The following is a 12,492-nucleotide window of genomic DNA, read 5'->3' on the forward strand; positions in this document are numbered from 1 at the left end:
TGCGGTCATGCGCGATGCCGTTGCGCTGCGCGATGTCGAGGGAATAGCCCGTGTGCTCCAATCGATGGCCTCCCGCCGCCTGCTGTGTGGCGCAGGCACGCTCCAGGCTCGGCTGTCGGTGGCCACTGCGAGAGGCGACCTGGACGAGGCGGCGCTGGAGGAGCGCGAGCCCATGATCCGCAGAGTCCTCAAGCGCGCTGCCGATGTCACGGATTTCCTGGAGACCCCTGACGCCGAGCGAGCCGTTGCCGCAGCAGCCTTGGTCGTCGCGCGGCAGCCGGGCGGCCGACCCGCGTGTTCGAACTACAGTCCGTCGGAGCCGTTGCCAGGGCTTTCGGCTGAACTCCGGACGCTCGCTGTCGAAGCCCTGGACCAGGTGGTGGCTGAGTCGTCGGAAATCGCAGAGCTGTGGGACGACGTTGCGGAAGGGCGGAAGTGGCACCGGGACATCACCCGCCTCCGTGATGTCCTCGACCCTCCGGTACCGCCGCAAGAAGAGGCCGTTTTCGGGATCTGACCGGTGACGTATACCCACGGACCGTGGGAGGTGGGCCACGATCGGCTCCCGGCCTGGCCCGGGTTTGAGGAGCCGGCACGCTGAGTAATTCGTTGGGGACGGCGATCCCACCTGGCTACTCTCCGAGCCATGAGCGGACCCGTGGTGGTGATCGAATTGGCTGAGGCCCCGTCGCACGCGGCAATCCTGCGGGTCCGCGAGTTCCTGGTTCGCTCCTCGGTGGGGTTTGAGGAGACGCGGCTGGGCGAGTACAACGTGCACATCCGCGCGGAGAGCCTTGGTGTCACGGACACCTCGGGCGAAGACGGACGTCGGCCCATCTTGGTCTCCCTCGTGGGATCCGGTATCGGCGACGAGGTCGTCTTCGAGGCCGAACACGCCGATGAGGTCGACCAGGAACCTCTTATCGGGTTCGCTCCGACCCACGCCGTCGATGTCGTCGCGTTCTGCAACAGTCCCGTCGACCATGTCGTGGCGGCTCTGCTGACCGCCGCCGTCATGGACGTGATCGGCGGCATCGCCAACGTCGAACTACGGGAGGACCAGGTACCGATCGTGACCGGCCTTCCGGGCATCGTCGCGACGGTGACCGATCCGTGGCTCGCCGCGTACGGCTCAGCCGACTTCCTCAGGGCGTGGGTACAACAGCCCGGCTTCCGACTCCTGAAGTAGCCGGGAAAATGACGTTTCCCGGACCCCAGGTGCCCCCAGCTTCGCTGATCGGAAGGAGACCGATCCCGCGCAGGAAGGGGATGGGGCCGACCGGATTCGAACCGGCGTCCTCCCACATGCGGTGAAGGCGCGACGACCACTGCGCTACGAGCCCCATCCCGCTCGCGATCGTACGAGCCACCTGCACTCCACCGCTCCCGAATTATTCGAGCGTGATGGTGGATCGCTCGGTGCGGCCAGCCTGCGGAGGCTGAGTCGGGGCCGCCGGACGTGAACGAAGCCCGTCGGGGCTGCGCCATCGGCTTCTATCACGGATTTCCGGTCTGACCCAGCTCCTGATCGTGTGGGACTGTCGGCTCCGGCGCGGGGGCTCGAGGACCGGGTTTCTCCTGCTGACGAGTCGTGCCGATGGCGAGCGAGGAGACATGGGATGGATGCGGGAGACGGTGGGGTCGTGGAGAGGGCCGACTGAGGGTGTGGTGTTCCGGTCCGCTTTGTAGCCCGGAAAATGCCGTCAGGCAAAACGTGTTTTCTGCGGATCATTGTTGTCATCCGCCGCTTGGAGGGAGCCAGACCTCCGACCGACGGCCGCCCGGCCCTGTGGCGTTGGAGCACCACCCGCCGGAGCGCATGACGACCGCCCTAAACGATCTACCCCGGCGCCGCTGGCCTGCCAGCCGATACGGCGCCGAGTGAGGAAGCACTGTGGACCAGCCTACGTCTCGACTGTCACGGGCCTCGCCTTTGCAGCCCACTTGCGCACGGCAGAGGCCCCGCACCGCCGGTCGGCCAGAGCGCCGGACGTGTGGCCGACGAAGCCTCAGTGAACCGCTGCCCTGGCAGTGGGGATGTTCAGCAACCGGGCGGACGACTCTCTGCCGCCACCCGGACCCTGCATTACAGCTGTGAGCTGCTATCCGTGGAGGCGGGCTGCCGCTTCCTTGAGGACGTCTTGCCGCTTGCAGAAGGCGAAGCGGACCTGGGTGCGGCCGGCGTCGGGGTCGTCGTAGAAGACGGAGTTGGGGACGGCGACCACGCCGCAGCGCTCGGGGAGTGAGCGGCAGAAGGCGAGGGCGTCCTTCTCGCCGAGGGCCGCGATGTCCGTCGTGATGAAGTACGTGCCCTGGGGGCGGTAGACCTCGAAGCCGGCCGCGGTGAGGCCGTCGGCCAGGAGGTCGCGCTTCGCCTGGAGGTCGTCGCGGAAAGCGGTGAAGTACGCGTCCGGGAGGCGGAGGGCTTCCGCGATGGCGTACTGGAACGGGCCCGAGGCAACGTAGGTGAGGAACTGCTTCGTGGTGCGCACGGCCGCGAGGAGGGGAGCGGAGGCGGTAACCCAGCCGACCTTCCAGCCGGTGAAGGAGAAGGTCTTGCCCGCTGAGGAGATGGAGACCGTGCGGTCGCGCATGCCGGGGAGGGAGATCAGGGGGGTGTGGACGCCGTCGAAGACGAGGTGCTCGTAGACCTCGTCGGTGACCACGAGGAGGTCGTGGTCGACGGCGATGGCGGCGATCTCGGTGAGTTCGGCGGGGGTGAGGACCATGCCCGTCGGGTTGTGCGGTGAGTTGAGGAGGAGCAGCCGCGTACGAGGCGTGACGGCGGCGCGCAGGGCGGCGAGGTCGGGGCGGAAGTCGGGGGCGCGCAGGGTCAGGGGGACGCGGACGGCGCCCGCCATGGCGATGCAGGCGGCGTAGGAGTCGTAGAACGGCTCGAACGCGATGACCTCGTCGCCCGGTTCGAGCAGGGCGAGCATCGCGGCGGCGATGGCCTCGGTGGCGCCCGCGGTGACCAGGACCTCGGTGTCGGGGTCGAAGTCGACCCCGTAGAAACGGCGTTGGTGGTCGGCGACGGCGCGCCGCAGCTCGGGGACGCCGGGGCCCGGCGGGTACTGGTTGCCGCGGCCGTCGCGCAGGGCGCGGACGGCCGCCTCCCGTACGGACTCGGGACCGTCGGTGTCGGGGAAGCCCTGGCCGAGGTTGATCGCGCCGGTCGAGAGGGCCAGTGCCGACATCTCGGCGAAGATCGTCGTACCGAGGCCGTCGAGGCGGCGGTTCAGCAGCGGCCTGTCCCGCATGCGCCCACCTGCTTCCAGCCCGCCCGCTTCCAGCCCGGCCATTTCCCGCCCGTCTGCTCCCAGCCCGGCCATTTCCCGCCCGCCCGCTTCCCGCCCGCCCATTTCCCGCACCCACTCTCCGTCGGAACCGTACGGGGACCGTACCGGGACGCGTCCCGGGTTCCGTACCGTACGGCGTCCGCCGCCGGGGGTGTGCGCCGGGCGCGCCCGGAAGCGGTGTGGGAACGACGTAGTGAACACGTGAGCCCTTAAGCGCTCCAAGGGATGGAAAGTACGCACAGATGGGTAAAAACGCTGAGGACGGCGCGAGTTTCATGATTCCGTAGCTCTCGGATCTACCGGACCCCACGTGGGCACCGAGCCGCCGCGTCTCTCCGTCAGACGCGGGTCGGCCCATCATCCACTGCGTGCTTGCGGAGCCGACCCATGCTCACCACCCTCCAGACCGCCTACACCGACACCCGTGCCGGAGACCTCGCGTGGTGTCTCGGGAAGGACCCGCTGCCCGCGCTCGCCGTGCTCGACCTCGAAGTCGGCGACACGCGCGGGCTGCGGGCCAAGGTCCAGATGCGGCTGCTCGGCGCGTCCCACCAGGTACTGGTCGACACCGGTCGTGACGGCGGGTGTTCGGAGACCGTCGCGTGCATGCCGGGCAGCCAGGCGCCGCTGCCGTTCGGCGTGGCACGCAGGGTCGGCGGCTGGGACTACGAGTTCGCGGCCCGGATCGAGACGCTGTCGCAGGGCTCCTTCGCGGGCCGCGCCCAGGAGTTGCTCGCCCTGGTCGCCGACCACCCCAACGGCCTCGCGGGCACCTTCCCCGGCGACCCGCACGCCTTCACCGCGATGCTCGTGCAGTGCGCGGAGGGCAGCGTGCGGTGGCGCACCTGGCACGCGTACCCGCAGGAGGGACGGCTGGTGACCACCAGGACCCGGGTGAACGCCCTTCCTTGAAGGGGTGTTGGGGCGTACGGCGCCGGTCCGCGCGGAGCCGCGCCTCCCGACCCGTGCGGTACGGACGTACGTCGGCGGCACCCGCACGCGGGCGGTCCGGGGCACGAACCGTACCTCCGTACGCACCGACGGACGAACGCCCGTACGGCCGACGGCACATACGTCCACACCGTGCGCCGCACCCGTACCCCCGTGCGCCGGTGCGGTCCGCGAAAGCGCCGTCAACCGCCCCTGATTACACCCCTGTGGGTGACTTGTGCCGCCACCGGACTGACATAGCGTGCACTCATGATCGACCAGCCAGGCCGCACCGCGGCACCACTCGACCTGCGGCTTCCCGTGGCCGCGGGCGCCGCACGCGCGCTGGTCCTGGCCGCCGTCTTCGTCTGCGCCGCCTGCGGCCTGGTCTACGAGCTCGAACTCGTCGCGCTCGCCTCCTACTTGGTCGGCGACTCCGTCACCCAGGCGTCGGTCATCCTCTCCGTGATGGTCTTCGCGATGGGCTGCGGCTCGCTGCTCGCCAAGCGGCTGCGGATACGGGCCGCGGCCGGTTTCGCCGCCGTCGAGACGGCGCTCGCGCTGGTCGGCGGGCTGTCGGTGATGGCGCTCTACGCCTGCTTCGCGTGGGCGGGACAGGCCCGACTGGCCATGATCGGCTGCGCGTTCGCGATCGGCGTGCTGATCGGCGCCGAGGTACCGCTGCTGATGACGCTCGTCCAGCGGATCCGGCGGCAGGACGCGGGCGGCGCCGTCGCCGACCTCTTCGCCGCGGACTACGTGGGCGCGCTCGTCGGCGGCCTCGCCTTCCCCTTCCTTCTCCTGCCGCACTTCGGGCAGTTGACCGGCGCGCTGGCCACCGGTGTGGTCAACGCGGTGGCGGGCGGCGCGACCGTGCTGTGGCTCTTCCGCGGCGACCTGTCCGCCCGCACCCGCTGGTGGCTGCTGGCCGCGAACGTCTCCGTGCTCGCGGTGCTCGGCGCCGCCGCCGCTGCCGCCGGGCCCTTCGAAGCGGCGGCGCGGCACGCGGTGTACGGGGGACAGGTGCGCGTCGCGGAGCAGACCGCCGTGCAGGAGATCGTCCTCACCGGCGGCGGCAGGACCGGAGCCCCGCTCCAACTCTTCCTGGACGGACGGCTACGGGTCTGCGGCACGGACGAATTCCGTTACCACCAGGCCCTGGTGCACCCCGCGATGAACGGCCCGCACGGCCGCGTCCTCATCCTCGGCGGCGGCGACGGCCTCGCCCTGCGCGAGACGCTGCGCTACAGCGGGGTCCGCGCCGTCACCGTCGTCGACCTCGACGACGAACTCGTCCGCCTCGCCCGTACCGACCCCGGCCTGTCCGCGCTCAACCGGCACGCGTACGACGACCCGCGCGTCACCGCCGTCACGGCCGACGCCTTCGACTGGCTGCGCGAGGAGCGGCGCGGACCGTTCGACGTGATCATCGCCGACCTGCCGGACCCGGGGATCTCGCGCAGCGCGAAGCTGTACTCGGAGGAGTTCTACGGGCTCGCCGCGCGCACGCTGGCCCCCGGCGGGCGGCTCGCCGTCCACGCGGGCACGCCCAGCGCCTCCACGCACACCTTCTGGACCATCGAGGCCACCTTGCGGGCGGTGGGGCTGCGGACGGCGCCGTACTGGATCACCGGCCGCACGTGCGGGGCGCAGGCGGGGCCCGACCGCTGGTCGGGCTCGGTGCCGCCGTCCGCCACGAACTGGGGCTTCGTGCTGTCCGGCCTCACCACCCCCGCCATCGCCCTCCCGCCCCGCCACCCCCCTGACCTCTGGCTGACCCCCGCGCTGCTGCGCAAGGCCGCCGCCGCCCCGCTGGCCGGCCGCCCCACCGAGTCCCTCCCGGCCTCGACGTTGCTGCGCCCGAGGGTGCGGTGAGACGGCCGGCCGGCGGGGACGCCGGGTGGCGTAAGGGGACGGGACGCCCGCGTACGGGTGCGGGGGCGGATGTACGGCGCCGGGCGCGTCGACAGGGGGACGGGCGTACGGCGCCGGGCGTGTGCACAAGGGGGAGTGTGTACGGCGGCGGCGTACGGCGGCGGGCGCGTCCGTACGGGCCCGGGCCCGCGGGTGTACGGCGGTGGCGTACGGCGGCGGGCGCGTCCGTACGGGCCCGGGCCGCGTGCCACGTATGCCCGTAAAAAGTTCCGCCCGCGAAGCCGCGTGGCACCGTCCCGGTGGGTAGGCTCCGCCGCATGGAGCACGAGGTCTTCGTCCCGGTCAGCCCCACCCGCATCGGCCACGCCCTGCGCAGCCCCGCGCGCGTGACCGCGAGCCTGCCCGGCTGGCAGCCGGACGCGTCCGGCGCCGCGGACGGCGCCGACGGGGCTGACGGGTCCGCGCCGGAAGGCGGCGCCGCGGGCCGCCTCCGGCTGCGCGTGGGCGGCTCCACGATCACCTACCGCGGCACGGTCCGCGTCACCGGCGCCTCGTCGCCCTTCGCGGCGGAGGCGAGCGGTACGGAGGTGCGCGGTACGGGCACGGTCAAGGCCACGCTGGAGATCGTCGTGGCCGAGGCCACGCACCCGGAGCCGGGCGCCCTGCTGATCTTCCGCGGCGCGGCCCAGGCCGAGGGCCGCCTGGCGTCGTACGAGCCGGACGTCGTGGAAGCGGCGGTACGGCGGCTGCTGGACCGTTTCTCCGCGGACCTGGCGGCGCACGCGCCGGAGGAGGAGACGGCCCCCGACCCGGCGCCCTCGGACGTGACCGTCGAAGAAACGATCGTGCCGGTCGTGGAGGCAGGGGCGGCCTCGGAGCGGGCGGAATCGGCGGAGCGGGCGGAATCGCTGAAGCAGGTGGAATCGTCGGAGCGGCCGGACGAGCCGGGCGCCGAGGCGGGAGCGGCGGACGCCGCGGCCGAGGAAGCCGCTGACACCGCTGGCGATACGGCTGACACCGCTGATGACACCGCGGAGGACGCCGCCGACACGCCCGCCGGGGACCCCCGGATCACCACGGAGTCCGACACCTCCGACACCCACACCGCCGCCGACTCCGCCGAGGCCGACTCCGATGAGGACGCCGAGCCCGCCGAGCCCGAGGCGGACGTCGTGGACGACCTCGGCGAGCCCGCCCCGCCGTCCGACCTGGACGACTTCGAGCTGGTCGAGGTCGAGGTGGAGGTCCCGGAGAGCGCCGCCGCGCTGGACGACCTGGTGCCGCCCGCCGAGGCCGCGCACGCCCGCCGCACGATGATCGGCCGCAGCGCCGAGGAGGTCGACCACGCGCCGCCGCGCGGACGCTACGCGCCCGTACCCGCGCCGGACGCCACCTCCGCGGCGGCGACCCTGCGCTGGGCGGCCCCCGCCGCCGCGGCTCTCGTCGCGTCCGCCGTGGTCGTCGGCCGGGTGCTGCGACGCCGCAGGTAACACAGCCCGGTTACTCTCGTTCCGTGTCGAACGAGACGAAGCTGACGGCGGGCGACGCCGAACTGATCCTGCGGCCCCACGACGGCTGCCGGATCGCCTCATTGAAGGTCGGCGGGACCGAACTCCTGCGCCAGGGAGACAAATTCGGCGCCTTCCTGATGGTGCCGTGGTGCGGCCGTACGGAGAACGGGGTGTTCCGCAACGGCGGCGTCACCCATCAACTCCCCGTCGACGCGCCCCCACACGCCATCCACGGCACCGGGCGCCACACCGCCTGGCAGGAGGCCGCGCCCGCGACCGAGACCACCGCCGCGTACTACTTCGACCTCGCCGAGCCGTGGCCGTACCCCGGACGGGTGACGCACACCGTCGAGTTGGCCCCGCACTCGGTGAAGCTGACGCTCAGCGTCGAGGCCGACGCGTCCGGCGACTCCTTCCCCGCGCAGGCGGGCTGGCACCCGTGGTGGCTGCGCAACCTCGGCCAGGGCGGCCAGGACGTCGAACTGGCCTTCACCGCCGCCTGGCAGGAGGAGCGCGGCGACAACCACCTGCCGAACGGCAACCGCGTCGACCCCAGGCCCGGCCCCTGGGACGACTGCTTCGGCATGCCCGACGGCGTGGACATCACCCTCACCTGGCCCGGCGAGATGACGGTCCGGGTGACCAGCCCCTCCGAATGGGCGGTCGTCTACACCGAGCCGACCGAGGCGGTCTGCGTCGAGCCCCAGTCCGGCCCGCCGAACGGCCTCAACACCCTGCCCCGCCTGGTCACCCCGATCGACCCGCTGGAGATCAGCACGGAGTGGACCTGGCACCGGATCGGCTGAGCCCCCGGCCTGCCGGGATACTGGTCGGCATGAGTGACCAGACGCGAGACGCGCTGCTGCGGCAGATCAAGGACAAGGCCGTGGTGCACGGCAAGGTGACCCTCTCCTCGGGGCTCGAGGCCGACTTCTACGTCGACCTGCGCCGGATCACCCTGGACGGCGAGGCCGCGCCGCTCGCCGGACAGGTGATGCTCGACCTCACCGCCGAACTGGACTTCGACGCGGTGGGCGGGCTGACGCTCGGCGCCGACCCGGTGGCCACCTCGATGCTGCACGCCGCCGCGGCGCGCGGGCAGCGGCTCGACGCGTTCGTGGTCCGCAAGGCCAACAAGGCGCACGGCTTGCAGCGCCGAATCGAGGGCACCGAGGTCAAGGGCCGCCGCGTGCTGGTGGTCGAGGACACCTCGACCACGGGCGGTTCGCCGCTGACCGCGGTCGAGGCGGTACGGGAGGCGGGCGGCGAGGTGGTGGCCGTCGCCGTCATCGTGGACCGCGGCGCGGCCGGGGCGATCGCGGACGCGGGACTGCCGTACCTGGCCGCGTACTCGCTGGACGACCTGGGCCTCGCCTGAGTCGCGTGAGCCGCGCGAGCCGCCTGAGTTGCGTGAGCCGCCTGAGCCGCGCAGCCGTGTCGCGGTCCTGAGCCGGTCCTGAGTCGGTCCTGAGTCGGCGCTGAGCGGGCTCCGAGCTTGCCCCGACCGGGTCCTGAGCGCTTTCGACCGGCTCTGACCTGCGTTTTTCCGGCCTCCGGAGTGTTTCACGTGAAACACTCCGGAGGCCGTCGTCCACTGGGTGTGCACGGAGGTGGTGTATCCGTTCGAGTCTGGGAAGATGGGGGCGACAAAGACGTCGCCACGCCAGTAAGGCCACAGCAGGACCACCCGCAGATCATGAGGAGCGGACACGATGCCCATCGCAACCCCCGAGGTCTACAGCGAGATGCTCGACCGGGCGAAGGCAGGCAAGTTCGCCTACCCGGCCATCAATGTCACCTCGTCGCAGACCCTGCACGCCGCGCTGCGCGGCCTCGCCGAGGCGGAGAGCGACGGCATCATCCAGATCTCCACGGGCGGCGCGGAGTTCCTGGGCGGTCAGTACAACAAGGACATGGTGACCGGCTCGGTCGCGCTCGCCGAGTTCGCGCACATCGTGGCCGAGAAGTACCCGATCACGGTCGCGCTGCACACCGACCACTGTCCCAAGGACAAGCTGGACGCGTACGTGCGTCCGCTGCTGAAGGTCTCGCAGGAGCGCGTGGCCGCGGGCCGCGACCCGCTGTTCCAGTCCCACATGTGGGACGGCTCGGCGGAGAACCTGGACGACAACCTCGCCATCGCCAAGGAACTGCTGGCCGAGGCCGTCAAGGCCAAGATCATCCTGGAGATGGAGATCACCCCGACCGGCGGTGAGGAGGACGGCGTCTCGCACGAGATCAACGACAACCTCTACACCACCGTCGACGACGCCTACCGCACCGTCGAGGCCGTCGGCCTGGGCGAGCAGGGCCGCTACCTGCTGGCCGCCTCCTTCGGCAACGTCCACGGCGTCTACAAGCCGGGCAACGTCGTCCTGCGTCCGGGCATCCTCAAGGAGCTCCAGGACGCGGTCGCCCAGAAGTACGGCAAGGCCAACGCCTTCGACTTCGTCTTCCACGGCGGCTCGGGCTCCACGCTCGAGGAGATCAACGAGGCGCTGGAGAACGGCGTCGTCAAGATGAACATCGACACCGACCTCCAGTACGCCTTCACCCGGCCCGTCGCGGACCACATGTTCCGCAACTACGACGGCGTCCTGAAGGTCGACGGCGAGGTCGGCAACAAGAAGACCTACGACCCCCGCGTCTGGGGCAAGGCTGCCGAGGCCGGCATGGCCGCCCGCGTGGTCGTCGCCGCCGAGAACCTGCGGTCGGCGGGCAACAAGCGCAAGTAGTCCTCCGGACAGGTTCCGGGACGGCGTTCCGCACAGGGCTGGCTTCCGGACGGGACCGGCTTCCGGACGGGACCGGCTTCCGGACGGTTTCCGGGACGGCGTACTGCACAGGGCCGGCTTCCGGACGGGTTCCGGGACGGACCGCATGACGTTGGCGGCCCTCGTACGGCTGCGTGTGCGGGCGGCCTCCGGGCCTCCCCGCGCGGTTGCGGGCTCGCCGCCGAAGGCCCCTGGCATCTGCCGGGGGCCTTTACGGTGGGGGCTCGGGCAGACTGGAACGCATGGCCATCAACGAGAACCTGCTCGGGGGACCCGCCCCGACCCATCTGCCCGAAGACCCGGAGCCGCGCGAACTGCTCGCCTCCGGTACCGCGCCCGCCGAGGTCGCGGCGAAATACCCGGCCTCCTCGCTGGTCTGGGCGCAGCTCGCCGACGACGCCTTCGAGGCCGGAAGCGTCGTGGAGTCGTACGCCTACGCCCGTACCGGCTACCACCGCGGCCTCGACTCGCTGCGCCGCGCCGGGTGGAAGGGCCACGGTCCCGTGCCCTTCGAGCACGAGCCGAACCGCGGCTTCCTCCGCGCCCTGCACGCGCTGGCCCGCGCCGCCCAGGCGATCGGCGAGCAGGACGAGTACGAGCGCTGCACGGTCTTCCTGCGGGACAGCTCGCCGACCGCCGCCGACACCCTGACCTGACGGCCGGCCCGCCCTTCTCTTCCTGTTTCCCTCGCGTTCCCCCTGGGTCTCACCAGGGGGAACGTGCTTTGTCGCAGTCGTGCCACAAGGGCGGACCGACGCCTCAGCCCCCGTATCAATGTGCGATTCTGATCCGGTTGTCCACACGCAGCACGGGGTGCGACCGGCCGGGGAGCCGGGGCCTCGACGACCGCTGCGCCAGCGCAGGGGGAGTCTTGGCACAGCCACGCCGTCAACCGGGCCGACGTCGGACGAGGGGCCGCGCCGCGATAGTCGGCTCCGCCCTGGCCGTGGGACTGATCATGGTGACCGCGGGCGTCGGGTACGCCACCTGGAACCACGGCAGGAACGTCGACTCCGCCGCCGCCATCGACCACGGCCTCGGCGCCACCACGGCACCGGCCCGCGACGCTAGCGGCAGTGACGGTGACACCGGGGGCGGCACTCCGCCGTCCGCGAGGGACAAGGCGGAGCCGCCGAAGGTGCCCGTCTCCGGCACCGGTCGCTTCAGCACCGCCGACGCCAGCGGCAAGGCCACGGGACACGGCACCATCCGCCGCTACAAGGTCGAGGTCGAAGGCGGTATCGACCTGTCCGCCGCCGACGCCGCCCACGAGATCGCCGCCATCCTCGCCAACCCCCGCGGCTGGACCGCCGACGGCCACGACGGCTTCCAGCTCGTCTCCTCCGGCCGCGCCGACTTCGTCGTCAAGATCGCCACCCCCGACACCGTCGACGACATCTGCGGCGCCGCCGGTCTCCTCACCCGCGGCGAGGTCAACTGCGACGTCGGCTCCACTGTCGTCGTCAACCTCAAGCGCTGGCTGCTCGGCTCCCCCGAGTTCAAGGGCCCCATCGAGGGCTACCGCGCCCTGATCATCAACCACGAGGTCGGCCACCGCATCGGCCACGGCCACGAGGGCTGCCCGGGCCCGGGAAAGCCGGCCCCGGTGATGATGCAGCAGATCAAGGGCCTGAACGGGTGCCGAGCGAACGAGTGGCCGTACGACCCGAAGGGGACGTACGTGGGAGGTCCGGCGGTGGAGTGAGGAGTGATCCCTCTGGCGTTGGCTCGGGGTGGCGGTGGGACGTGCGGGGGAGCCGTCGTGGGTGAGGTCGGGGTGGCGGTGGGACGTGCGGGGGAGCCGTCTTGGGTGAGGTCGGGGTGGCGGTGGGACGTGCGGGGGAGCCGCCTTGCGCAGGCTCACCGTCCTTCCCCCTTTTTTGCCGCCCTTCCGCCTCCGGGCGCTTAGATCCGGTGTCGACGGTCCTCTTCGACGGTCGCTCGTTCCTCGCTCCCTGCTCATCGTCGCTTTCGACACCGGCGCGCCCTTCGGCTCCATGGCTACCGGCGAACCCGCCTGCGCAGCGGTGCCGGAGGGGCGGTGGCCCTTGCGCAGGGGCACCCTGGGGGGAGCCGGGCCTTGCCGGATTGGGCCGCACCGCA

11 protein-coding genes and 1 tRNA gene are annotated in these 12,492 nt (G+C 71.7%); 10 read left to right on the forward strand and 2 right to left on the reverse strand.

The annotated features are described in order from the left end of the window. Nucleotides 1–7 precede the first annotated feature (7 nt). Nucleotides 8–517: a DUF4259 domain-containing protein gene (locus ACZ4EF_RS27385; protein ID WP_467506721.1), complete on the forward strand. Its 510-nt coding sequence runs from the start codon at nt 8–10 to the stop codon at nt 515–517. A 129-nt stretch (nt 518–646) separates the two neighbouring features. Continuing rightward, complete coding sequence (locus ACZ4EF_RS27390; RefSeq protein ID WP_467506723.1) at nt 647–1,189, forward strand: DUF6368 family protein; 543 nt, start codon at nt 647–649, stop codon at nt 1,187–1,189. 81 nt (nt 1,190–1,270) lie between these two features. Here ACZ4EF_RS27390 and ACZ4EF_RS27395 read toward each other — a convergent pair. Next, nucleotides 1,271–1,344 (reverse strand) — tRNA-Ala (locus tag ACZ4EF_RS27395). 758 nt (nt 1,345–2,102) lie between these two features. Further along, entirely contained in the window at nt 2,103–3,260 is a 1,158-nt protein-coding gene (locus ACZ4EF_RS27400; protein ID WP_467506725.1) for a pyridoxal phosphate-dependent aminotransferase, read from the reverse strand. 426 nt (nt 3,261–3,686) lie between these two features. On the opposite strand from ACZ4EF_RS27400, the gene ACZ4EF_RS27405 reads away from it, so the two are divergent. The 8 genes from ACZ4EF_RS27405 to ACZ4EF_RS27440 all read left to right on the forward strand — a co-directional run bounded on the left by ACZ4EF_RS27405 (nt 3,687) and on the right by ACZ4EF_RS27440 (nt 12,094). Then, nucleotides 3,687–4,211: a DUF2617 family protein gene (locus tag ACZ4EF_RS27405; protein ID WP_355346222.1), complete on the forward strand. Its 525-nt coding sequence runs from the start codon at nt 3,687–3,689 to the stop codon at nt 4,209–4,211. 288 nt (nt 4,212–4,499) lie between these two features. Continuing rightward, the gene (locus ACZ4EF_RS27410) at nt 4,500–6,104 is read left to right on the forward strand and encodes a polyamine aminopropyltransferase (RefSeq protein WP_391041565.1); all 1,605 of its coding nucleotides are present in this window, start codon (nt 4,500–4,502) and stop codon (nt 6,102–6,104) included. 317 nt (nt 6,105–6,421) lie between these two features. Next, entirely contained in the window at nt 6,422–7,594 is a 1,173-nt protein-coding gene (locus ACZ4EF_RS27415; RefSeq protein ID WP_467506727.1) for a CoxG family protein, read from the forward strand. Nucleotides 7,595–7,617: 23 nt separating this feature from the next. Next, nucleotides 7,618–8,421 carry an aldose epimerase family protein gene (locus ACZ4EF_RS27420; RefSeq protein WP_355346213.1) on the forward strand — a complete coding sequence of 268 codons (804 nt, stop codon included), beginning with the start codon at nt 7,618–7,620 and terminating at the stop codon, nt 8,419–8,421. Between the two features lie 29 nt (nt 8,422–8,450). Next, a complete protein-coding gene (gene pyrE / locus ACZ4EF_RS27425; protein WP_355346210.1) occupies nt 8,451–8,993 on the forward strand; it encodes an orotate phosphoribosyltransferase in 543 nt (180 codons plus the stop codon). Nucleotides 8,994–9,327: 334 nt separating this feature from the next. After that, nucleotides 9,328–10,350: a class II fructose-bisphosphate aldolase gene (gene fbaA / locus ACZ4EF_RS27430; RefSeq protein WP_355346207.1), complete on the forward strand. Its 1,023-nt coding sequence runs from the start codon at nt 9,328–9,330 to the stop codon at nt 10,348–10,350. 281 nt (nt 10,351–10,631) lie between these two features. Continuing rightward, complete coding sequence (locus ACZ4EF_RS27435) at nt 10,632–11,045, forward strand: DUF3151 domain-containing protein (protein ID WP_355346204.1); 414 nt, start codon at nt 10,632–10,634, stop codon at nt 11,043–11,045. Between the two features lie 290 nt (nt 11,046–11,335). Next, nucleotides 11,336–12,094 (forward strand): DUF3152 domain-containing protein, encoded by a 759-nt coding sequence (locus tag ACZ4EF_RS27440; RefSeq protein WP_467506730.1) that lies wholly within the window; start codon nt 11,336–11,338, stop codon nt 12,092–12,094. Nucleotides 12,095–12,492 lie beyond the last annotated feature (398 nt).

This window comes from Streptomyces sp. NPDC025721 (assembly GCF_055558595.1).

What these genes read in the sequence shown, in the direction of transcription:
- ACZ4EF_RS27385 (WP_467506721.1), top strand. Translation starts at nt 8, where the DNA reads ATGCGCGATGCCGTTGCGCTGCGCGATGTCGAGGGAATAGCCCGTGTG.
- ACZ4EF_RS27390 (WP_467506723.1), top strand. Translation starts at nt 647, where the DNA reads ATGAGCGGACCCGTGGTGGTGATCGAATTGGCTGAGGCCCCGTCGCAC.
- ACZ4EF_RS27400 (WP_467506725.1), bottom strand. Translation starts at nt 3,260, where the DNA reads ATGCGGGACAGGCCGCTGCTGAACCGCCGCCTCGACGGCCTCGGTACG.
- ACZ4EF_RS27405 (WP_355346222.1), top strand. Translation starts at nt 3,687, where the DNA reads ATGCTCACCACCCTCCAGACCGCCTACACCGACACCCGTGCCGGAGAC.
- ACZ4EF_RS27410 (WP_391041565.1), top strand. Translation starts at nt 4,500, where the DNA reads ATGATCGACCAGCCAGGCCGCACCGCGGCACCACTCGACCTGCGGCTT.
- ACZ4EF_RS27415 (WP_467506727.1), top strand. Translation starts at nt 6,422, where the DNA reads ATGGAGCACGAGGTCTTCGTCCCGGTCAGCCCCACCCGCATCGGCCAC.
- pyrE (WP_355346210.1), top strand. Translation starts at nt 8,451, where the DNA reads ATGAGTGACCAGACGCGAGACGCGCTGCTGCGGCAGATCAAGGACAAG.
- fbaA (WP_355346207.1), top strand. Translation starts at nt 9,328, where the DNA reads ATGCCCATCGCAACCCCCGAGGTCTACAGCGAGATGCTCGACCGGGCG.
- ACZ4EF_RS27435 (WP_355346204.1), top strand. Translation starts at nt 10,632, where the DNA reads ATGGCCATCAACGAGAACCTGCTCGGGGGACCCGCCCCGACCCATCTG.